This is a genomic window from Gordonia sp. SID5947, assembly GCF_009862785.1.
GTDB lineage: Bacteria > Actinomycetota > Actinomycetes > Mycobacteriales > Mycobacteriaceae > Gordonia.
Genome location: NZ_WWHU01000001.1, coordinates 1,114,635 through 1,136,106 on the forward strand (window position 1 = coordinate 1,114,635; position 21,472 = coordinate 1,136,106).

Genomic DNA, 21,472 nt, shown 5'->3' on the forward strand with positions numbered 1-21,472 from the left:
ATCTCCTCACGACCGCCGTGGCGGCGAATAGGCTCGAGCGTGCCGAACTCGGACTCACCCGGCCGTGGGTGTGGACGGCGCGCAGCCGCGACAAGGAGCGACATGGTTTTTCAGGGCGACGGTCCACTCGACACCAGCGGCGTCTCAGGGGGCGGTGGCGGAGGCGGCGGGGCGCGCATCGCGCTCGGCGGCGGGGCCGGACTGATCATCACCCTGGTGGCTCTGTTCTTCGGGATCGACCCCGGGTCGGTCACCGGCGGTGCGGGCCTCGGTGGTGACACCGTCTCCAGCCAGAGCGCCGCCGAGCTCGACGAGCACATCCGGTCGTGCACCGTCGAGAAGGCCAACACCGACTCCGTCTGCCGCATCGTCGCGACCACCAACAGCCTCAACAAGGTGTGGTCGGAGGAGATGCGCGGTTACACACCGCCCGGGACCAAGATCTTCACCGGCTCGGTCGCCACCGGATGCGGCGCGGCGACCTCGGCGACCGGGCCTTTCTATTGTCCGGCCGACCAGACGGTGTACATCGATCCGTCGTTCTTCGCCCAGCTCGAGCAGATGGGCGGGAGTGACGGGCCGCTCGCCCAGGAGTACGTGGTGGCACACGAGTACGGCCACCACGTCCAGAATCTGACCGGAGCGCTCCAGAAGGGCAACCGGATGGGGTCGCAGGGCCCGCTGTCGGGATCGGTGCGCGTCGAGTTGCAGGCGGACTGTCTGGCCGGGGTGTGGGCATACCACGCCGACAAGGGGCCGGACGCGATGCTCGAACCGCTGACCCAGCAGCAGATCGCCAGTGTCATCCAGACCGCGAAAGCAATCGGCGACGACACCATCCAGGGCGCCGATTCGAACCCCGAGGGATGGACGCACGGATCAGCTCAGCAGCGATCCCGCTGGTTCACCATCGGGTACCGGTCCGGGGACCCCGGCCGGTGCGACACGTTCGCCACCAACGATCTGTGAGCGAGCCGCGCCCGGGCGCCACGCGACGTCCGACGCCCGTCGATCGCCTGGCCGATGCCCATCTCGCCGACCAGGTACGGCACGACCCGCTCTTCGCGACCGAGATCGGTGTCGGCGGACACGACCACCTGCTGACCGACTTCTCCCCGACGCCTGCGCGGCGCGGGTGTCACTGGCACGCGGCGCCGTGCACGCGTTGGCGGCGGCGCCGGTGTCCGACGACGTCGACCGGGTGACCGTCGCGACGATGACGGCCGCACTTCGACGGGAGATCGCCCTCGGGGACGCCGGCGAGCGGATCGGCGAGTGCAACGTGATCGCGTCGCCCTTGCAGGCGATTCGCGATGTCTTCGATCTCATGCCCACCGACACCACGGAATCGCGGGAGGTGTTCCTCGCCCGACTGCGGGCCGTTCCCGAATGTGTGGACACCGTCATCGACGGTCTCCGGCACCGGGTGGCACATGGGCCTGCGGCGGCACTACGCCAGGTCGAGCTCGTCGCCGCTCAGGCCCGGGGCGCGGCCGCGGCCATCGAGTCCTCCGCCACCGCGATGGCCGGCGATGCCTCCCTCGCCGATCACCTCCGCAGCTCGCTCGAGGACGCCGACGCGGCCTTCGCCGCCTTGGCGGCGGTCCTGCGGACCGAGGTGGCGCCCACGGCGACGGATGTCGATGCGGTCGGGCGGGAACGCTACCTCCGGTATCTCCCCGTCCATCTCGGCAGCGACGTCGATCCCGACGAGGCCTACGCGTGGGGTCTTGATCACCTCGCCTCGATCATCGACGAGCAATCCGCGATCGCTCGTGATCTCGTGCCGAGCGGAGACGTGCGCGAGGCCCTGTCGCATCTGGACACCTTGCCGCAGTACGCCATTCGCGATCGTCACGAGTTCGTGAGGTGGATGCAGGACCTGTCGGATCGGGCCGTCGACGGCCTGTCCGGTACCCACTTCGAGATCCCACCCCGGTTGTCCCGACTCGAATGCCGCCTGGCCCCGTCGTCGACGGGGATCATCTACTACACACAGCCGAGCGCAGATCTCGTACGCCCGGGACAGATGTGGTGGTCGGTTCCGCCGGAGCAGACCGTTTTCCACACCTGGCAGGAGACGACCACCGTCTTCCACGAAGGCGTCCCCGGACATCATCTGCAACTCGGCTCGGCCATCGTCAGCGCCGACCTCAATTCCTGGCGGAAACTGGCGTCGTTCACCTCGGGCCACGGCGAAGGCTGGGCGCTCTACGCGGAGCGCCTCATGGACGAAATCGGTTGGCTCGACGACCCCGGCAATCGGATGGGCATGCTCGACTCACAACGGTTGCGGGCAGCACGCGTCGTGGTCGACATCGGTGTGCACTGTGGGCAACCCGCCCCCGCGGCTCTCGGCGGCGGAGTGTGGGATGCCGACAAGGCCTGGCGGTTCCTCACCGATTCGGTCGCGATGGACCATTCGGTCTTGCGGTTCGAACTCGACCGATACCTCGGCTGGCCCGGACAGGCACCGTCGTACGCACTCGGACAACGGGTCTGGGAGCAGGCCCGTTCTGCCGCCCTCGGCACCCACCCGCACTGGACCCGCAAGGACTTCCACCGCGAGGCCCTCGCACTCGGCGGGGTGTCCCTCGACGTCCTCGTCGACGAGGTCACCCGCACCTGACCTCAGCCGAGTAGGCGCAACACCTCGACGGTGACGTCGTCGAGCGAGATCTGGTGCTGTTCACCATTGCTCAGATCCTTGATCTCGATCCGACGTTCGGCGAGCTCACGATCGCCGAGTACAAGCGCGAGACGGGCACCGGAGCGGTCCGCCGCCTTCATCGCACCCTTCAGACCGCGATCTCCGTAGGCGAGGTCCACACTGATCCCGGCGGCTCTCAATTCTCCGGCGACACCCACCAATTCGGCCTTGGCGTCGGCTCCGAGCGGCACCCCGTACACCAGGCAACGAGCGGTGTCGGCATGCGCGACGCCCTCCGCCTCCATTGCCAGCATCGTGCGGTCGACGCCGAGACCGAATCCGATCCCGGACAGATCCTGCTTGGCTCCGAGCAGTGACATGAGGCCGTCGTACCGGCCTCCGCCACCGATGCCCGACTGCGCGCCGAGCCCGTCGTGGACGAACTCGAAGGTGGTCTTGGTGTAGTAGTCGAGACCGCGCACCAGGCGCGGATTCAGTTCGTACTGAACGCCCAACCGTTTGAGGTGGGTCAGCACGGCATCGAAATGCGCACGCGCGTCCTCGGACAGGTGGTCGATGAGCAGCGGTGCGTCCGCGGTGGCCGCCTTGATCTCGGGACGCTTGTCATCGAGCACACGCAGCGGGTTGAGTTCGGCGCGCTTGCGGGTCGCCTCGTCGAGATCGAGTCCGAACAGGAACTGCTGCAAGGCTTCCCGGTACGGCCCCCGACTCGCGTCGTCACCGAGCGACGTGATCTCGAGGCGGAAGCCGGACAGTCCGAGCCGGCGGTATCCCTCGTCGGCGACGGCGATGACCTCGGCATCGAGCGCCGGGTCGTCGATCCCGATGGCCTCGATCCCCACCTGCTGCAGCTGCCGGTAACGCCCGGCCTGAGGCTTCTCGTACCGGAAGAACGGTCCGGCGTAACAGAGCTTGACGGGCAGCTGCCCCCGGTCGAGCCCGTGCTGGATGACCGCCCGGACCACCCCGGCGGTCCCCTCGGGACGCAAGGTCACCGACCGGTCGCCGCGATCGGCGAAGGTGTACATCTCCTTGCTGACCACGTCGGTGGATTCACCGACGCCCCGGGCGAAGAGCGCAGTGTCCTCGAAGACGGGCAACTCGATGTGTCCGTAGCCGGCCCGGCGTGCCGCGTCGGTCAGGGTGTCCCGGACCCGCCGGAAGTCTGCCGAGTTCGGCGGGAAGTAGTCGGGGATGCCCCGCGGCGCGGCGAAGTCGGCACTCACAGTCCGTATCGTCCCTTCTTGGGTGTGTCCGCTGCTGCGGTGGTCATGTCGGCGAGAAAGGGATTGCTCGCCCGTTCGGCGCCGATCGACGTCTGCGGCCCGTGTCCGGGCAGTACCTGGGTGTGGTCGGGCAACGGGAGGAGTCTGGTCGCGATCGAGTCGAGCAACTGCTGGTGATCACCACCGGGCAGGTCGGTCCGTCCGATGGACCCGGCAAACAGTACGTCACCGGAGAAACACACCGGCACCGTCTCCGACAACACCCCGTCCTGCTGCTCGGCATCAGCGTCCAGCGGGACCTCGATGCCGAGCAACACCGATCCCTGCGTGTGCCCGGGTGCGAGGTCGACCGAGATCCGGATGCCCGCGAGATCGACGTCCTCGCCGTCGACGAAGTCGACGACCTTCTCGGGTTCACGGAATTCGAGGGCGCCGATCACCGACTCCAGGGCACGACCCAGGCCACGACCCGGGTCGGCCAGCATCGGCCGGTCGGCGGGATGGATGTAGGCCGGGATGGAGTACTCGTCGCACAGTTCGGCCGCGTTCCAGGTGTGGTCGAGGTGGCCGTGGGTGAGCAGCACCGCAACGGGCGTCAGATCGTGCTCGGCCAACAGTTCACGGACGCGAGCGGCGGCGTCCTGTCCCGGGTCGACGATCACGGCCTCCGCCCCTGCCTCGGTGGCGAGCAGGTAGCAGTTGGTCTGGAACATCCCCGCTGCGAATCCGGTGATCAGCATCTCCCCATTGTGGCAAACCGTCCGCGACAGGTCCGCGGCCCGCCCGCACGGACGCGCGCCCCGGCCATGGAGTTCTCAGGTTCGGCTGGCACACTGGCCTGTCGACGTAGCATCAGCGACGACCGCATGCCTCGACACCACGTCCGGCGTGCCACCTCCCGGGGGGAGTCACGGCACACGAGTTCAGGAGGGTCTAACCGCGTGTCCACCAATGAGGAACGCCGCGAAGCCGCCAAGCGCAAGCTCGAAGAACGCCTCGAACGGGAACGGCAGCAAGCACGCCGGCGCAAGATCATCATCGCCTCGGTCTCGACCGTCGTGGTCGTGGCGATCGTCGCAACTGCGACAACCCTCATCGTGAAGAAGGTCCTCGACGATCGCGAGGCCGCCCGCTGGACGGCATGTTCGTACGAAGACCAGCCGAGTCGCTTCGAGCAGCTTCCCAAGGAGGTCCCGGCCGAGGTCCCCGCCGACCAGCGCGCACAGGCTCAGGCCTACCTCGACGAGATGAAGGCTGGCCAGGCCAAACAACGGACCTCTCCCAAGCCGGACTCCAAGCAGCTGAAGGAAGGCACCGCGAACATGGTGCTCGACACCAATCAGGGCGCCATCCCGATCGCGCTGCAGCGCACCGGGGCACCGTGCAACACCGGTGCGGTCATCTCGTTGGCCGAGAAGAAGTTCTACGACGCCACGCCGTGCCATCGACTCACCAACAGCGAGACGCTGAAGGTTCTGCAGTGCGGTGACCCGACCGGGACCGGCGCGGGCGGCCCGGGATGGTCGAGCCCCGACGAACTGCCCACGGACCTCAAGCCCGCGGGCCAGCCGGACCCGACTTCCGGAGAGGCGCCGGTGATCTACCCGCGCGGCACCGTGGCGATCGCCAACAGCAACAACCCGCAGACGGGTCAATCGAACACCGGCTCGAGCCAGTTCTTCCTGGTCATGCAGGACAGCCAGCTGGCGGCGAACTACTCGGTCGTCGGCAAGGTCGACCCGAAGGGCCTGACCGTGCTGGACAAGATCGCGAAGAACGGTCTGATCCCCGGCCCCAACGGGAGCGCGCAGGACGGCAAGCCCAAGCAACCGGTGAACATCACCACCGCAACCGTCGACGGCGGCTCCGCCGCCTGACCCGGGCGCGAGGGGGTCAGGCGGCCGAGGTCACCCGGTACACGTCGTAGACCCCCTCGACGTTCCGGACCACGTTCAGCACGTGACCGAGATGCTTCGGGTCACCCATCTCGAAGGTGAACTTGCTGACGGCCACCCGGTCACGGCTGGTGGTCACCGATGCGGAGAGGATGTTCACCCGCTCGTCGGCGAGCACCTTGGTGACATCCGACAGCAACCGGTGACGGTCGAGCGCCTCCACCTGGATGGCGACGAGGAAGACCGACGACGGCGAGGGCGCCCACGAGACCTCGATGATGCGCTCGGACTGTTCCTGCAGCGACGCGGCGTTGGTGCAGTCGGTGCGATGAACACTGATGCCGCCACCGCGGGTCACGAAACCCATGATCTCGTCGCCCGGTACGGGCGTACAGCACTTGGCGAGCTTCGCCATCACATTGTCGAGACCCTCCACCACGACGCCCGCGTCGCCGCCCTGGCGTGTGCGGGTCGGCAGGGTCGACGGCGTCGACCGTTCGGCGATCTCGTCGACCGCGTCGTCGATGCCCCGAGCGATGCGACGAGGCGATTCACCACATGACGGGCCGAGACATGGTGCTCCCCGACCGCGGTGTACAGGGCGGTGAGATCGGTGTACCGCAACTCTTTCGCGACCGACGCCATGGATTCGGCACTCATCAAGCGCTGCAACGGTAGTCCGCCGCGACGCACCTCCTTGGCGATGGCCTCCTTGCCTGTTTCGAGCGCTTCTTCGCGACGCTCTTTGGCAAACCACTGACGGATCTTCGCCTTGGCCCGCGGTGACACGACGAAGTTCTGCCAGTCCTTCGACGGCCCGGCGTTGGACGCCTTGGAGGTGAAGACCTCGACGACCTCGCCGTTCTCCAACTTGCGTTCGAGCGCCACCAGCCGACCGTTCACCCGGGCCCCGATACAGCGGTGCCCCACCTCGGTGTGAACCGCGTAGGCGAAGTCGACCGGAGTGGATCCGGCGGGCAGCGTGATCACGTCGCCCTTCGGCGTGAACACGAAGATCTCCTGGACTGCCAGGTCGTAACGCAGCGACTCCAGGAACTCGCCCGGGTCGGCCGCCTCCCGCTGCCAGTCCAGTAGTTGGCGCATCCAGGCCATGTCGTCGATCTCGGCAGCGTCGGACGATTTGCGCGGATTCTTGCCCCTGCGCTCCTTGTAGCGCCAGTGCGCGGCGATGCCGAACTCCGCGGTGCGGTGCATCTCGTGCGTACGGATCTGGACCTCGAGGGGTTTGCCCTCCGGGCCGATCACCGTGGTGTGCAGGGACTGATAGACACCGAACCGGGGCTGGGCGATGTAGTCCTTGAACCGCCCCGCCATCGGTTGCCACAGCGAATGCACCACGCCGACAGCGGCATAGCAGTCGCGGACCTCGTCGCACAGGATGCGGATGCCGACCAGATCGTGGATGTCGTCGAAGTCGCGCCCCTTGACGATCATCTTCTGATAGATCGACCAGTAGTGCTTCGGCCGTCCCTCGACGGTCGCCGAGATCCGCGAACCACCGAGCGCGTTGTTCACGTCGGCGCGCACGCGGGCGAGGTAGGTGTCCCGCGACGGAGCGCGGTCGGCGACCAACCGGACGATCTCCTCGTAACGCTTCGGGTGCAGAATCGCGAACGAGAGATCCTCGAGCTCCCACTTGACCGTCGCCATACCGAGGCGGTGTGCCAGCGGCGCAATCACTTCCAGGGTCTCGCGAGCCTTGCGCGCCTGCTTCTCGGGCGGCAGGAAGCGCATCGTCCGCATGTTGTGGAGCCGGTCGGCCACCTTGATCACCAGCACCCGCGGGTCCCTGGCCATCGCGATGATCATCTTGCGGATCGTCTCGGCCTCGGCAGCACTGCCGAGGGCCACCTTGTCGAGCTTCGTCACGCCGTCGACGAGATGAGCGACCTCGGCGCCGAAGTCCTTCTCCAGTTGTTCGAGGCTGTATCCCGTGTCCTCGACGGTGTCGTGCAGCAGGGCCGCCACCAGCGTGGTGGTGTCCATGCCGAGGTCGGCGAGAATTGTCGCCACGGCAAGCGGGTGGGTGATGTACGGGTCGCCGGACTTGCGCTTCTGCCCCTCATGCCGTTCGTCGGCGACGTCGTAGGCGTGTTGCAGCAACGCCACGTCGGCCTTCGGGTAGATCTCCCGGTGGAGTGTGACCAGCGGTTCGAGCACCGGACGGACCAGGCTTCGGGTGGCGGTCATCCGGCGAGCGAGCCGGGCGCGAACGCGTCGGGACGCCGACGACGACGGCGAACCCATCGCATCAGCCCCGGGGAGCGGCTGGTCGGATGCGCTCTTCACACCAGGCGTGACCGATCCCGCCATCTCAGCTGCGTGGCGCCGGGCATCGGTGTCGACCTCGTCGGGCATCGTGACCTCCTCTCCTCGTCCGGGTGGCCCTCCATCGTGGCACCGGCCACCCATCGCCGGTTTCCCGGTCACTCTGGACAACACCGGATGAGGGTGAGTCTAGTCCGCCGTATGCGGACCGCGGTTCGCTCAGCCGTTGACGACGGTATGGACCGGCAGATCCGCACCGAGGCCTTCTGCGATGGTCGCGCGCCCACCCAGCCCGTCGAGTTCCATGATCACCGCGACACCCACCACGTCGGCGCCGGCCCGATGCAACAGCTGTGCTGCCGCCACAACGGTCCCGCCGGTCGCGAGCACGTCGTCGACCAGCAACACACGCATCCCGCTGATGTCGATGCCACTCGCCGGGATCTCCAGGACCGCCGTCCCGTACTCGAGCGTGTAGCTGGTGCTGTGCACCGGCGGCGGAAGCTTCCCGCCCTTGCGGACGGCGAGCACCCCCACCGCGAGTTCCCGGGCGACCGCACCGCCGAGCAGAAAGCCCCGCGCGTCGATACCGGCCACCAGATCGATGCCGCGGCACCCGTGGGTGAGCGCGGTGACCACCGACGAGAGTCCGACCGGATCGGCCAGGACCGGTGTCAGATCCTTGAAGTCGATGCCGGGCGCCGGGAAGTCGGCCACCATCCGCGCGTGGTCGTCGATCGCCCGCCGGGCCTCGTCGAGCGCCCGCGTGGTGATGTCGTCGTCGGGTGCGGACCCGGCCTTGCGCACATCGTCAGTCACGTACTGTCCACCGATCCATGTTCCATCCGGTTCCGTTGCGGCCCAACCCGGCCATCACATTATCGACGCGGCCACCCCACCGCTGCACGCGCGGGGCCGCGAACAGCGGGATCGACGGGACCGCGGCCCAGGCGGCGTTCTCGATGGTGCGGACGAGTTCGAGCCGGTCGGCAGCCAGGTCCGAGGCGACCAGCCGGTCGATCGCGGCACTCACATCCGCGTCACGGAAGCCGCTGAGGTTCAACGGATCCCCGCCGCGCAGCTGGTACGCGTCCCGAGATGGATTGGCTGCGCCGGCCGCCGCGGACGAAGCACCGTTGGCGACCAACAGTGCATCGACATCCTTGCCCAGCGCGGACGGGGTGAGGTCGGGCGCCCCGGCGTCGACCACGTCGATCCCAGCCCGGCGACAGGACTCGGCGATCGTCGCGACCATCTGTTGCCGCCGCGCATTCGGTGCGAGGTACCCCAGCCGCACCCGCAGCGGCCGGGGGATCCGACGGCATCGGCCAGTGCACGTGAACGGCCCATGTCCGGTCTGGCATAGGCACGGCCGAAGTCACCGTTGAGCTGGCCGGCGAGGTTGTCGGCGGGGGCCAGGACGCGCAGGTTCCACAACTGCGCCCCCTGACCGAACTGACGCGCCAACGCATCTCGAGGCACGCAGGAGGCAAACGCCTGCCGGGCCCGGACATCGCCGAAAACCCCACGTGAGGAGAGCACGAGCTCCTCGACGGCGAGTGCGCGATCCGGTTGAGGCAGCGGCTGGATGGTCTCATCGGTCGATCCCGACGGGGCGACCTCGTCGGTTGTCATCCCGCCCGTCAGATCGGCGACATCGAAGGAGCCGTCCGGGATTCGGCTCTCCGCGTCGGTTCCGCGGCCCCAGATCACGATCCGCGGAGTTTTCGGCGCGTCACCCCACCACTTGTCGTTGGCCACCAGCACGAGTCCGCCGGATGTCGAATACCGGTCGATCCGATACGGTCCCGACGACGGAAACCGCGCGGGGTCGACAGGTCCCGGGGCGAGCGCGAATCCGGAGTTCCAGGCGCGTGCGAGCTTCCCCACCACGACCTGATTCCGCGTACGGATCGGTTCGACGACATCGGCGACACCGGCCTCGCGTGCCACCACGTGTGCGGGCAGCATCGTCCCGGCGCCGAACAGCGACAGCCAGTCTCGATAGTCATGGCCGGGAGCGAACGTCACGGTCGCGGTCGTCTGGCCCGGCGAGCAGTCCACGAGCTCGATGTCGCGGTAGCCCGCTGTGGTCGCCGGGCGGAAGCCGGGGAATCGGCCACTCATCGCCGCCCAGGCCAGCACCAGATCGTCGCAGTCCACCGACGGACCGTCCGAGAACCTCGCCTCCCGGTTGAAGTCATAGCGAAGGGTCAGCGACGACCCGGGAACCGGTGTGACGGTTCCGATGTCGCGGTCGGGGGTGACCTGGCCGTGCGCGCCCAGATAACTGAAGCCGGGCAACATACGGGTGGTTGCCATCAGCGCACCGCCGGCGTTGCCGTCGACGGTGTTGGCGTTGTAGCTGTCTATGCGCGCATCCACCGCGTAGTCGATCGTCGGAGGACCGTCCTCACCGCACCCGGCGAGTAGTCCGGCGAGAACCACCACCACGCCGACAAGGGCGATCGTCGTCATGGGCAGGCCGGTTCGTCGCCGGGCGTCCGACCCGGTCCGCACACTCACGACCCGTAGACTAGCGCGACCGCCGGCGTTTTCCGGTCGGGCTCGACGGTGCGTCATCATCGTCGGACCGCTTCGCCGACCGGCTTGCTGCCGACCGACCCCTAGTCGGCCGCTCGTCGGAGAGATCTTGCCCGGCGGCGACGCGTGCACGCCGGTCGAGGACCCGCTTGGTGTGGCGAGCGATCTCCGGGCGACGCTCCTTGAGCGTGACGAGCAGCGGCGCGGCCAGGAAGATCGAGGAATACGCACCGACGACCACGCCGACGAGCTGGATGAGCGCCAGGTCTTTCAGCGTGCCCACGCCCAGCAGCCACACCGCGATCACCATCAACGCGATGATCGGCAACACCGAGATGATCGTGGTGTTGATCGACCGCATGAGCGTCTGATTGATGGCCAGGTTCGTCTGCTCGGCGTAGGTCCGGCGCGTCGTCTGCAACACGGATCGGGTGTTCTCCGAGACCTTGTCGAACACGACGACGGTGTCGTACACCGAGAAACCCAGGATGGTGAGGAGGCCGATCACGGTCGCCGGGGTGACCTCCCAGCCCACCAACGAATAGACACCGGCCGTCACGACGATGTCGAAGAACAGGGATGCCAGTGCGGCGAGCGACATCTCCCGGTCGAAGCGAACGGCGATGTAGACGAACACGATCACCAGGAAGACCGCCAAGGCGATCAACATCTTCTCGGTGATCTCCCCGCCCCATGTGGAACTGACATCCGACGAGCTGACCTCGGCCGCGGTCAACTCGGGAGCAAATCTGTCGGCAAGCGCCCTCGTCACCTGCTCGGTCTGCTGGATGGTGAGTGTCTCGGTGCGCACCTGGACGGTCTCGGAACTTCCCGACCCCGCAGTCTGAACCGACTCGGGTTCGCTGCCGAGCGTCTTGGTGAAGACCTCCTCGACGGCGTCACTGGTGACGCCGGCCGAGACCGGGATGGAGACCTGCGTGCCGCCCTCGAAGTCGATGCCGAGGGTGAATCCACGGATGGCGATCGACGCGATACAGATCGCCAGGATCACGGCGGTGACGATGTACCACGTCCGACGGCGGCCGGCGATCTCGAACGCGCCGGTTCCCGTGTAGAGACGGGACAGAAACGACCGGTCGGACTCCGCGACGAAGTTCGCCTCCGACGTGCGGGCCGTCCCGTTCGTCACCCCCGCTTCGTCAACCATGCTGTCGGTCTGTCCCGCACCGCGGGAGCCGTCTGTGCGACCGGAATCGGGGCGTTGCGTACTGCTCATTTCGCCGTTCCTTCCGACGCCTCGACCTTGACGGTCCGGGCTGACAATCTGCGCTGGCGCGCCACCTCGCTCACGGCTCCCAGTCCGTTGACCTTCGGTCTGGACAGGAACTCGGACCGGCTCGCCAGGACGACAAGCGGATGAGTCACCAAGAAGACGACCACGACGTCGAGGATCGTGGTGAGACCCAGCGTGAACGCGAATCCACGGACCTCACCGATGGCCAGGACGTAGATGACGACCGCGGCGATGAAGCTGACCGCGTTACCCGACCAGATCGTGCGCCGCGCGCTCGCCCAGCCGCGCGGCACCGCCGACCGGAAACTCCGGCCCTCCCGCATCTCGTCCTTTATTCGCTCGAAGTAGACGACGAACGAGTCGGCGGTCATACCGATACCGATGATCAGACCCGCGATGCCGGACAGATCGAGCGTGAAGCCGATCCAGCGGCCCAGCAGGATGATGATGCCGTACACCATCATTCCCGACAGCACCAGCGACAACATCGTCAGGATGCCGAGCATACGGTAGTAGAACAGTGCGTAGAGCAGGACCGCGATCAGTCCGACGAGTCCGGCGATCAGGCCGGCCTGCAGTGACGCAAGACCCAGCGTCGCCGACACCGTCTCGGCATCGGAGGCCTCGAACGACAGCGGCAACGAGCCGTACTTGAGGACATTGGCGAGGTCCTTGGACTCCTGCTGAGTGAAGTTGCCGCTGATCTCGGTGGACGGTGTGGTGATCGCGCCGCGGATCTGCGGTGCGGAGACCACCTTGGTGTCGAGCGTGAACGCCGTCTGCTTACCGGTGTTCTGACCGGTGTAGGTGGGCCAGAACTTCTGTGCCTCACCCTTGAACTCGACCTGCACGATCCACGCTCCGGCCTGCTGCGTGGTGCCGGCCGTGGCGTTCTTGATGTCTCTGCCGTCGATGATCTCCGGACCGAGGAGGTAGACCTCCTTGCCGTCCTGTGAACACGCGACGAGGTACTGGTCGGGCAGATCGTTGCCGAGCAGCGGATCGTTGGCACCGGGCGAGCAGTCCATCTTCGCCATCTGCGCCGTCAGCGCATCCAGGTTGGCCCCGGCGGGTGCCTGCCGCAGCTTGCGCTGTTCCTCGATCGCAGCGGCGGAGGTCTCGTCGGACTGGTTTTCCTCCTGCTGCTTCTGTTGCTCGGTCTTCGGCTGCGGAGTCGCCGGCTGCACGTTCTCCACCGGGCGCACGAACAGCCGAGCCGTCTGGCCCAGTGATCGCGCTTGCTTGCCGTCGTCACCCGGAACCGTGATGACCAGGTTGTTGCCGTTGACCACGACCTCCGAGCCGGACACACCGAGCCCGTTCACACGCTGCTCGATGATCTGCTTCGCCTGGTCGAGCTGCTCGCGTGACGGCGGCTTGCCGTCAGGGGTGCGAGCGGTCAGGGTCACACGCGTGCCACCCTGCAGGTCGATGCCCAGCTTGGGTGTCGCTGATCCGCCGCCGGTGAAGAAGACCAGCCCCCAGACGACGGCCAACAACACGAAGAAAGCGGTCAGGGGTCTCCACGGCGGAATCTCACGTGGAGGTCCCGACCGCTTCGCCGACGCCCGGCGAGGTGTGGTCACTGCTGTTCTGGTCTCCTAGGGAATGCGCGCGGGCATCATGAGGCCCCGCCGCGCGGTCGTGGCGGTCGGTCGCCCACTCTACTGACTCCGCGGTAGCAACCGTCCTCCGGTGCCGCACGCGCTCGAAGCCTGCGGGCGCTCACACGCCCGCAGGCGATGGCTCACTTCTCGTCGGAGGGGGTGTCACCCGGACGATCGCTGGTCACACTGTCGTCGATGGGATCGGCGCCCAGCGACGGCGACGGATCCTCGATCTCCTCCGGGCGCCCGGCCAGGGCACCCGGATAGGTCTCGGCGGCGTCCTCGGTCGGCACCACCCGCACCACTGCGGCGCGATTGAAGCGCGTCACGACACCGGTCGCGATCTCGAGGTCGACGAAGTCGCCGGATCCTGCGTCGACGACGGTGGCGAACATGCCCGAGGTCAGCTGCACGCGCGCACCGGTGGCCACGGAGTTCTGCATGTCCTGCATCTCGGACATGCGCTTCTTCTGCTTGCGGATGCTCAGGAACATGAAACCGGCCAGCAAGGCCAGCAGAAGGGGAAGAAGAGGGACTCCATGATGACAGCAACAATCCTTGTCGGTTCGGTCTAATTGTGGGCGTTATGTCGGGTTCGGCCGGTCAGCCGAATGCCGCTCGCAGGCGCGCGTGATCGCACCAAGTCCTCCGGCGGGCTGTCCCCAGTGTGCCATGCCGCGGAGAATCCTCGCGATCCTTGTGCTCCGGCGCCGCTCAGAGGTCGTCGAACAAGCTCTCGGTCAAAGGATCGCGGGTGCGGACACCGAAGCTGGCATTCAGCGCACCGGCCGGGGGCGTGAGATCGAGATGATGCCAGGCCGCGGCGGTCGCGACACGGCCACGCGGCGTGCGCGCCATCATCCCGGCGCGCACCAGGAAGGGCTCGCACACCTCCTCGACGGTGGTGGGCTCCTCACCCACCGCGACCGCCAGGGTTGAGACCCCGACAGGTCCGCCGCCGAAACCCCGGACAAGGGCGTTGAGCACGGCGCGGTCGAGGCGGTCGAAACCCAGCTGGTCGACGTCGTAGACCGTGAGCGCCGCCCGCGCGATGTCCTTGGTGATGACACCGTCGCTGCGCACCTCGGCGTAATCGCGGACGCGGCGCAGCAACCGGTTGGCGATACGCGGGGTGCCGCGGGACCGGCCGGCGATCTCGACGGCCGCGTCCTCGAGCAGCCGGATGCCCAGAATCCCGGCCGACCTGCGCAGCACGTGCACGAGTTCATCGTTCTCGTAGAACTCCATGTGCGCGGTGAAACCGAACCGGTCCCGCAATGGCCCGGTGAGCGACCCGGATCGGGTGGTGGCGCCGACGAGGGTGAACGGTGCCACGTCGAGCGGGATCGACGTGGCACCGGGCCCCTTGCCCACGACCACGTCGACGCGGAAGTCCTCCATCGCCAGATAGAGCATCTCCTCGGCCGGCCGGGCGATCCGGTGGATCTCGTCGATGAACAGGACGTCGCCGTCGACCAGGTTGGAGAGCATCGCTGCCAGATCGCCCGCCCGTTCGAGCGCTGGTCCGGACGTCACGCGGATGGCCGCCCCCATCTCGCCGGCGATGATCATCGCCAACGACGTCTTGCCGAGCCCCGGAGGGCCGGACAGCAGGATGTGGTCGGGGGTACCGCCGCGGCCTTTGGCGCCACGCAACACGAGTTCGAGTTGCTCGCGAACCCGGGGCTGGCCGATGAAATCGGCCAGTGATCGTGGACGCAGCCCGGCGTCGAAATCGCCGTCCGAGCTCAACTCGGCCGCACTCGTGTCCCGCTCTGCGGGGCCAGGAACCTGATCGTCGGTCATGCGGTCTTCCCCAGGAGCGCGAGCGACTTGCGGAGAAGTGTGGACGCGTCCACGTCGGGCGCCTCGGCGAGTACTGCGGTCAGCGCGCGGTCGGCGGGCGCGGCGGTGAAGCCGAGACCCAGCAACGCTTCCGAGACCTGATCGCGCACCGTGCCGCCGATTGCGGTGGTCGACGCAACCCCATCCCCTACCGCGGGCGCCTCGACCTTGTCCCGCAGTTCGACGACCAGGCGCTCGGCCACCCGTTTGCCGATTCCCGGCACGCTGGTCAGGGCCTTCACGTCCGACTCGGCCAGCGCCCGGCGGAGCGCGTCGGGCTCCAGCACGGCCAGGGTCGCCATCGCCAGGCGGGGGCCCACCCCGGTCACCGTCTGCAGCAGAGTGAACAGCGACCGCGCATCGGAGTCGGTGAAGCCGTAGAGCGTCATCGAGTCCTCGCGCACGATCATCGACGTGAGCAACGTGGCCTCCTCGCCACGGCGCAGCGATCCCACGGTTCCCGGTGTCACGAGGACGCGATAACCGACGCCGCCACAATCGATCACCACATGGTCGAGGGCGACATCGACCACTGGACCCCGCACCGAGGCGATCATGCCGCTCCCCCGGACCGCGACCGTCCCGCCGACGCGATGCGCGCGGCAGACGCCTGCGCCACCCGCTCCCGATGGCGCCGCGCCAACTGTTCGGCCTTACGTTGTGCCTCGATCATCTTCTCGGTGGTCGCTCCTCGCCAGCAGTGGCAGATGGCCAGTGCCAGGGCATCGGCGGCATCCGCCGGCTTCGGCTTCGTCTGCATTCCGAGGATGCGGGTCACCATCATGGTCACCTGTGCCTTGTCGGCCCGACCACTCCCAGTGACGGCCGCCTTGACCTCGGACGGCGTGTGAAAGCGCACCGGCACGCCACGCTGGCCCGCCGCCAACGCGATGACCCCGCCGGCCTGCGCGGTCCCCATCGCGGTGGACACCTGATTCTGGGCGAACACCCGCTCGATCGCGACCACGTCGGGCTGGTGGGTGTCGAGCCAGTGGCTCGCCGCCGTGAAGATCGCCAGCAGACGCTCGGCGAGTTCCATGTCGGTGGGCGTGCGGACGACGTCGACATCGAGCGCGGTGACCGCCCTCCCCCGACCGGACTCGACCAGCGCGATGCCGCACCTCGTGAGGCCCGGATCGACTCCCATCACACGCACGCAGACCCTCCGCTTCACCGGACCGAACAGTTGTTCGACATCTTATCGGCCGTCACCGACGAGGTGGCCGAACAACACGCGACGATCATCAGGCCACAATGGCAGTGACATGCCGAACGTGCGCCCCATCTCCCCCGACGGTCTCGTCGATCTCTGTGTGGACTTCGTGGCACGAATTCCCGGATGTCGCGTCGTGGCCGTGGACGGTGCCGACGCCGCCGGTCCCGATGCCTTTGCCGCCGAGATCGCAGCCCGACTCGAGATCGCCGGACATGCGGCCGCGGTGGTCGTCATGTCCGACTTCATGCGTCCGGCGTCGCTGCGCCTCGAATACGGTCACACCGATCCGGAGAGCTATCGCACCATCTGGTTCGACCATGAAGCCGTGCGACGAGAGGTCATCGATGCGCTTCACGAGCGCGGTCGCTGGCTACCCCGCCTGTGGGACGCCACGCGCGACCGATCCTTCCGGGACGTCCCCCGGACGGCCGCGCCGGACCAGGTGCTGCTCCTGGCCGGCCCACTGCTGCTCGGCAGCGGACTCCCGGTCGATGCGACGGTGGCATTGACCATGAGCGAGGGCGCATTACGGCGACGTACCGCCGAGCCCGACCTCTGGACCGTGCCGGCGTTGACAGCGGCGGCGCGGACGGCAGCACCCGCCGACATCGAGGTCCGCTACGACCATCCAGACCGTCCGGCAGTCACCACACGGTGATCCCCGTGGGAACGACTCGATGGGCTCAGGCGTCGAGCTCAGCGAGAACCTCGTCACTCACGTCGACGTTGCTGTACACGTTCTGCACATCGTCGGAGTCCTCGAGAGCGTCGATCAGCTTGAACACCTTGCGTGCGCCGTCGGCGTCCACCGGAACCTCGACCGAGGCCCGGAAGTCCGCCTCCGCGGAGTCGTAGTCGATCCCGGCTTCCTGCAGCGCCGTCCGCACCGCGACGAGATCCGTCGGTTCGCTCACCACCTCGAAGGACTCCCCGAGATCGTTGACCTCCTCGGCACCGGCATCGAGGACGGCCATCAACACGTCGTCCTCGGACTGGCCGTTCTTCTCCAGCGTGACCACCCCGCGGCGGGTGAACAGGTATGCCACCGAGCCCGGGTCGGCCATGTTGCCGCCGTTGCGTGTCATCGCGGTTCGGACCTCGCCCGCCGCACGGTTGCGGTTGTCGGTCAGACACTCGATGAGGATCGCGACACCGTTGGGGCCGTATCCCTCGTACATGATGGTCTGCCAGTCGGCGCCGCCGGCTTCTTCGCCACCACCGCGCTTGCGGGCCCGTTCGATGTTGTCGTTGGGCACCGACGACTTCTTGGCCTTCTGGATGGCGTCGTAGAGCGTGGGATTGCCGGCCGGATCACCGCCGCCGGTACGCGCCGCCACCTCGATGTTCTTGATCAGCTTGGCGAACATCTTGCCGCGCTTGGCGTCGACGACCGCCTTCTTGTGCTTGGTGGTGGCCCATTTGGAATGGCCGCTCATGAGACTCCCACATCCTTCTCGACGTCAGTACCACGTGGCACGACCGCCAGATGACGATCGGCCCAACGTAAAGATCTTACCGGTGCGTGTCGACTCGCCTGTCCGCTACGCTCCCGGCGCGGTACTGACGGACCATGTACTGACGGGCCCGCTCGCTACGCTCCCGGCGCCGCGTCAACCGGGCCCGCTCACTTCGTTCCCGGCGCCCCACCCATCAGGCCCGCTCGCTACGCTCCCGGCGCCCGCGTCAACCGGCCCGCTCACTTCGTTCCCGGCGCCCCACCATCAGGCCCGCTCGCTACGCTCCCGGCGCCCGCACCATGTCGACGAAGTACTGATGCACCCGCCGGTCGCCGGTGACCTCGGGATGGAACGACGTCGCCAGCACGTTGCCCTGCCGCACCGCGACGATCCGCCCCTCGGCAGGACCTTCGGGGACCTGTGCGAGCACCTCGACCTCCGGCGAGATCGACTCCACCCACGGTGCGCGGATGAACACCGCCCGCATCAGGGCGTCCCCGGGCCGATCGGTGATGCCCGTGAACTGCAGATCGGCCTCGAAACTCTCCACCTGCCGACCGAAAGCGTTGCGCCGCACCGTGATATCGAGGGCGTCGAGGTGGCGGGCGTCGGCGCGCGTGTCCAGGATGGTGCTCGCCAACATGATCATGCCGGCGCAGGAACCGTAGGCCGGCATGCCCGCGGCGAGCCGTTCACGCAGAGGATCGAACAGGTCGAACACGCTGAGCAGATGGCTCATCGTCGTCGATTCGCCGCCCGGGATCACCACCGCGTCGACAGCTGCGAGTTCGGCGGGGCGGCGGACGGTCTCTGCCTCAGCGCCTGCTTCGGTCAGAGCGGCCAGGTGCTCGCGCACGTCGCCCTGGAGAGCCAGAACCCCGATCCGCGGTGTGGTGGACCCGCTCACCGGGCATCGTCATGCTGCTCAGCGGGAGCGGCCCGTCCGATCCGGGTCAGCCCTTCCTGGGTGACCGCGGCGACCATCCGGCCGGCATGGTCGAAGATCCGGCCCTGGGTGAGCGCCCGCCCACCGAACGCAGACGGCGAAGTCTGATCGTAGAGAAGCCACTCGTCGGCGCGGAACGGACGCATGAACCACATCGCATGGTCGAGCGAGGCGGCCTGCAGATCGGCTTCAGGGTGCGGCACCTTCGACGAGCCGAGAAGGGTCATGTCGCTCATGTACGCGAGGGTTCCCACGTGGAAGACCTGGTCGTCGGGCAACCGGTGACGGTAGCGGAACCACACCCGCTGCTGCGCGGCGAAATAGTCGGAGGTCGCGAGCTGCGCGGGTGGGACCAGGCGGATGTCGAAGTTCTTCCATTCCCGGAAGATCGCCTTGGCGTCCTCCGGCAGATCGTGCGCCTCGTCGGGCAGATCGTCAGGAGCCGGGGCCGGCGGCATCCGGTCCTGATGCTCGATGCCCTGGTCGGTGCGCACGTGGAACGATGCCGACATCGTGAAGATCGCCACGCCGTTCTGGACACCGGTCACCCGCCGTGTGACAAACGACCGACCGTCGCGGATCCGATCGACGAGGAACAGTGTCGGCTTCTCCGGTTTCCCGGGCCGCAGGAAGTAGCCGTGCAGCGAGTGGACCGCGTACTCGGCGGACACCGTGCGGGTGGCCGACATCAGTGCCTGACCGGCGACCTGGCCACCGAACGTTCGCTGCATCAGCGTGGGAAACGCCAGTCCCCGATAGATGTCGGTCTCGATGGACTCGACCTGGAGGATCTCTTCGATGGTTGCCACGGGCCCAGTATCGCGCACCGGGCGTCCGGCGCGGGTGCTGCCCGTGCGGTCTGACCGGGTGTGTTGCCGACGTCACGTCCTCCGCGCCCGGGAACGGTCAGAGTTCGTCGAGCGAGATCAGCCCGTCCTGAACGGCACGCGCGACCAGCGCGGCCTTGGTGGAGGCCGTCCGACCGGCATCCGAATACTTGACACGGATCCTCGTCAGGTGCGTGTTCACTGTCCCGAGAGAGATGAACAGTGCCTCTGCCACTGCGGTTTTGGAGTCGAGCATCAGCCAGGTACGGAGGACTTCGATCTCACGGGTGGTGAGCGAGGGATGCTCGCTCTCCGCGGCGTCGGCTCCGCACGAACAGAGCCGACGATCGGATTCGGCGCGGGCCGCGGACGTGACCAGAGTCATGTGTGCGCGACCGGGACCCGTGCGACGGGAAGCGACGAGGGGGCCGTCGAGTGGCTGCCCAGGCAGCGGCATCCGTCGTTGCGCGAGGCGGGCGAGCGCCTCCTGGCGACGCCGTGACGACTCGGCGTGCAGGCGCGCGTCGCGCTCGGGCCGATCAGTGCCGGCGCCGGGAGCGCAGCGAGCGGGCCGATCAGTGCCGGCGCCGGGAGCGGGCTGATCTGTGCCGGCGACAGAAGAACGGTGCTGCGAAAGCTGATGTGCGATCACTGTCATGGTTGTCCTCACTCCGTCAGGGGGCATCCGGTGTATCTGCCCTGGTGTCGTGAGTTAGACGCGACGAATCGCCACAAGGTTCCGTGAATCTGAGAACTAATTCATCGACGCGGCGGCCGACCGTGTCGGAGCTGCTTCAGTCGGGACCGTCGCCGTGGCCGCCGTCGACCACCCGACCATCGACCTCGGCGCCGTCGACCTCGGCATCATCGACCTCGGCACCATCCACCTCGGCACCGTCGACCTCAGAGGCGGCCTCGCCGACCGCGATGACGATGACCGTGACGTTGTCGTGCGCACCGAGCGCAAGCGTCGCCTCCACCAGCGCCTCGGCGCCGCCTTCCGCCGACGACGCGCTCCGCAGGAGATCGGCGATCTCCTCGTCGGGCAGTTCGCCGGTGAGTCCGTCGGAACAGATCAACAGCATGTCGCCGGGCAACGCCCGAAGCGAGAAGAAGTCTGCCTCCGGCTCGGCCATACCGGCTCCGAGCGCACGGGTGATCACGTTGCGTCGTGGGTCGACACGGGCTTCTTCGGGCGTGAGGAAGCCGGCGTCCACGAACTCCTGGACCTGCGAGTGGTCCACCGTGAGCTGTTCGAGTTCGCCGCTCTGGAGACGATAGGTCCGCGAGTCGCCGATGTTGAGGACCAACCAGTGCGGCTCCCCCTCGTGGGTCACCAGAACGGCACCGGTTGCGGTGGTTCCCGCGCGGCGCTGCGACTCGGTGTCGATCTCGCCGATCCGCACCTGGGCGTCTGACAGCAGCTCGATGAGGGCCAACTGGGTCTCGGTCTGGTCGCCCAGCGCCTGGACAGCTGCCAGGGTCTCGAGAGCCGCCTCACTGGCCAGCTCACCGCTGTCGTGCCCGCCCATGCCGTCGGCGAGCAGGTATCGGCCCGGCTCCACCAGCGCGGCATCCTCGTTTGTCTCACGCACCCGGCCGACGTTGCACACCGCCGCCCACTCGAGTTGCAGGCCCGCCAGTGTGTCGGTGCCGCAACGGGATGCGTCCCGAACGATCGTCGCCGCGTCCAT

At 67.6% G+C, this 21,472-nt stretch carries 16 protein-coding genes and 4 pseudogenes; 4 read left to right on the forward strand and 16 right to left on the reverse strand.

Annotated features, from left to right (window positions below):
• Window positions 1-102 precede the first annotated feature (102 nt).
• The gene (locus GTV32_RS05150) at window positions 103-969 is read left to right on the forward strand and encodes a neutral zinc metallopeptidase (protein ID WP_161059214.1); all 867 of its coding nucleotides are present in this window, start codon (window positions 103-105) and stop codon (window positions 967-969) included.
• Window positions 966-2,629 (forward strand): annotated as a pseudogene (locus GTV32_RS05155) (DUF885 domain-containing protein). The gene GTV32_RS05150 and the pseudogene GTV32_RS05155 overlap by 4 nt, the downstream one beginning before the upstream one ends.
• 2 nt (window positions 2,630-2,631) lie before the next feature.
• On the opposite strand, the gene hisS reads toward GTV32_RS05155, so the two are convergent.
• Both hisS and GTV32_RS05165 read right to left on the reverse strand, forming a co-directional pair.
• On the reverse strand, window positions 2,632-3,897 hold the full coding sequence (gene hisS / locus GTV32_RS05160; protein ID WP_161059215.1) for a histidine--tRNA ligase: 1,266 nt from the start codon (window positions 3,895-3,897) through the stop codon (window positions 2,632-2,634).
• Window positions 3,894-4,637 (reverse strand): MBL fold metallo-hydrolase, encoded by a 744-nt coding sequence (locus tag GTV32_RS05165; RefSeq protein ID WP_161059216.1) that lies wholly within the window; start codon window positions 4,635-4,637, stop codon window positions 3,894-3,896. The genes hisS and GTV32_RS05165 overlap by 4 nt, the downstream gene beginning before the upstream one ends.
• Before the next feature lie 201 nt (window positions 4,638-4,838).
• Here GTV32_RS05165 and GTV32_RS05170 point away from each other — a divergent pair, with 201 nt between their 5' ends.
• Window positions 4,839-5,774, forward strand: a complete 936-nt coding sequence (locus GTV32_RS05170; RefSeq protein ID WP_161059217.1) for a peptidylprolyl isomerase — start codon at window positions 4,839-4,841, stop codon at window positions 5,772-5,774.
• A gap of 16 nt (window positions 5,775-5,790) precedes the next feature.
• Here GTV32_RS05170 and GTV32_RS05175 read toward each other — a convergent pair.
• From GTV32_RS05175 to ruvC, 9 genes and pseudogenes are all read right to left on the reverse strand, one after another.
• Window positions 5,791-8,060: pseudogene (locus GTV32_RS05175) on the reverse strand (RelA/SpoT family protein).
• A gap of 240 nt (window positions 8,061-8,300) precedes the next feature.
• Window positions 8,301-8,900: an adenine phosphoribosyltransferase gene (locus GTV32_RS05180; protein ID WP_343287216.1), complete on the reverse strand. Its 600-nt coding sequence runs from the start codon at window positions 8,898-8,900 to the stop codon at window positions 8,301-8,303.
• Window positions 8,893-10,559: pseudogene (locus tag GTV32_RS05185) on the reverse strand (ABC transporter substrate-binding protein). Before GTV32_RS05185 ends, GTV32_RS05180 begins: the two are co-directional and overlap by 8 nt.
• Before the next feature lie 58 nt (window positions 10,560-10,617).
• Window positions 10,618-11,793, reverse strand: a complete 1,176-nt coding sequence (secF, locus tag GTV32_RS05190) for a protein translocase subunit SecF (protein WP_237421709.1) — start codon at window positions 11,791-11,793, stop codon at window positions 10,618-10,620.
• Window positions 11,794-11,858: 65 nt separating this feature from the next.
• On the reverse strand, window positions 11,859-13,466 hold the full coding sequence (gene secD, locus GTV32_RS05195) for a protein translocase subunit SecD (RefSeq protein ID WP_161059219.1): 1,608 nt from the start codon (window positions 13,464-13,466) through the stop codon (window positions 11,859-11,861).
• 161 nt (window positions 13,467-13,627) lie between these two features.
• Window positions 13,628-14,011: pseudogene (yajC, locus tag GTV32_RS05200) on the reverse strand (preprotein translocase subunit YajC); the annotation flags it as partial.
• A 190-nt stretch (window positions 14,012-14,201) separates the two neighbouring features.
• Window positions 14,202-15,293: a Holliday junction branch migration DNA helicase RuvB gene (ruvB, locus tag GTV32_RS05205; protein ID WP_161059221.1), complete on the reverse strand. Its 1,092-nt coding sequence runs from the start codon at window positions 15,291-15,293 to the stop codon at window positions 14,202-14,204.
• Window positions 15,290-15,889, reverse strand: coding sequence for a Holliday junction branch migration protein RuvA (gene ruvA / locus GTV32_RS05210; protein WP_161059222.1), 600 nt, complete (start codon window positions 15,887-15,889; stop codon window positions 15,290-15,292). The genes ruvB and ruvA overlap by 4 nt, the downstream gene beginning before the upstream one ends.
• Window positions 15,886-16,488 (reverse strand): crossover junction endodeoxyribonuclease RuvC, encoded by a 603-nt coding sequence (gene ruvC, locus GTV32_RS05215; RefSeq protein WP_161059223.1) that lies wholly within the window; start codon window positions 16,486-16,488, stop codon window positions 15,886-15,888. Before ruvC ends, ruvA begins: the two co-directional genes overlap by 4 nt.
• A 109-nt stretch (window positions 16,489-16,597) precedes the next feature.
• Between ruvC and GTV32_RS05220 the strand changes: the two genes are divergently transcribed.
• Window positions 16,598-17,206: a hypothetical protein gene (locus GTV32_RS05220; protein ID WP_161059224.1), complete on the forward strand. Its 609-nt coding sequence runs from the start codon at window positions 16,598-16,600 to the stop codon at window positions 17,204-17,206.
• 25 nt (window positions 17,207-17,231) lie between these two features.
• On the opposite strand, the gene GTV32_RS05225 is transcribed toward GTV32_RS05220, so the two are convergent.
• The 5 genes from GTV32_RS05225 to GTV32_RS05245 all read right to left on the reverse strand — a co-directional run bounded on the left by GTV32_RS05225 (window position 17,232) and on the right by GTV32_RS05245 (window position 21,472).
• Window positions 17,232-17,984, reverse strand: a complete 753-nt coding sequence (locus GTV32_RS05225; RefSeq protein WP_161059225.1) for a YebC/PmpR family DNA-binding transcriptional regulator — start codon at window positions 17,982-17,984, stop codon at window positions 17,232-17,234.
• 298 nt (window positions 17,985-18,282) lie between these two features.
• Window positions 18,283-18,912, reverse strand: coding sequence for a pyridoxal 5'-phosphate synthase glutaminase subunit PdxT (gene pdxT, locus GTV32_RS05230; protein WP_161059226.1), 630 nt, complete (start codon window positions 18,910-18,912; stop codon window positions 18,283-18,285).
• Window positions 18,909-19,760, reverse strand: coding sequence for an acyl-CoA thioesterase II (locus tag GTV32_RS05235; protein WP_161059227.1), 852 nt, complete (start codon window positions 19,758-19,760; stop codon window positions 18,909-18,911). Before GTV32_RS05235 ends, pdxT begins: the two co-directional genes overlap by 4 nt.
• Before the next feature lie 97 nt (window positions 19,761-19,857).
• A complete protein-coding gene (locus GTV32_RS05240; protein WP_161059228.1) occupies window positions 19,858-20,436 on the reverse strand; it encodes a LuxR C-terminal-related transcriptional regulator in 579 nt (192 codons plus the stop codon).
• A 136-nt stretch (window positions 20,437-20,572) separates the two neighbouring features.
• Complete coding sequence (locus GTV32_RS05245) at window positions 20,573-21,472, reverse strand: protein phosphatase 2C domain-containing protein (protein WP_161059229.1); 900 nt, start codon at window positions 21,470-21,472, stop codon at window positions 20,573-20,575.

Bases quoted from the DNA above. Each gene is read 5' to 3' on its own strand.
- GTV32_RS05150 (WP_161059214.1), top strand. From the start codon at position 103: ATGGTTTTTCAGGGCGACGGTCCACTCGACACCAGCGGCGTCTCAGGG.
- ruvB (WP_161059221.1), bottom strand. From the start codon at position 15,293: ATGACCGACGATCAGGTTCCTGGCCCCGCAGAGCGGGACACGAGTGCG.
- GTV32_RS05225 (WP_161059225.1), bottom strand. From the start codon at position 17,984: ATGAGCGGCCATTCCAAATGGGCCACCACCAAGCACAAGAAGGCGGTC.
- GTV32_RS05220 (WP_161059224.1), top strand. From the start codon at position 16,598: ATGCCGAACGTGCGCCCCATCTCCCCCGACGGTCTCGTCGATCTCTGT.
- GTV32_RS05240 (WP_161059228.1), bottom strand. From the start codon at position 20,436: ATGACAGTGATCGCACATCAGCTTTCGCAGCACCGTTCTTCTGTCGCC.
- GTV32_RS05245 (WP_161059229.1), bottom strand. From the start codon at position 21,472: ATGGACGCGGCGACGATCGTTCGGGACGCATCCCGTTGCGGCACCGAC.
- ruvA (WP_161059222.1), bottom strand. From the start codon at position 15,889: ATGATCGCCTCGGTGCGGGGTCCAGTGGTCGATGTCGCCCTCGACCAT.
- GTV32_RS05165 (WP_161059216.1), bottom strand. From the start codon at position 4,637: ATGCTGATCACCGGATTCGCAGCGGGGATGTTCCAGACCAACTGCTAC.
- secF (WP_237421709.1), bottom strand. From the start codon at position 11,793: ATGGTTGACGAAGCGGGGGTGACGAACGGGACGGCCCGCACGTCGGAG.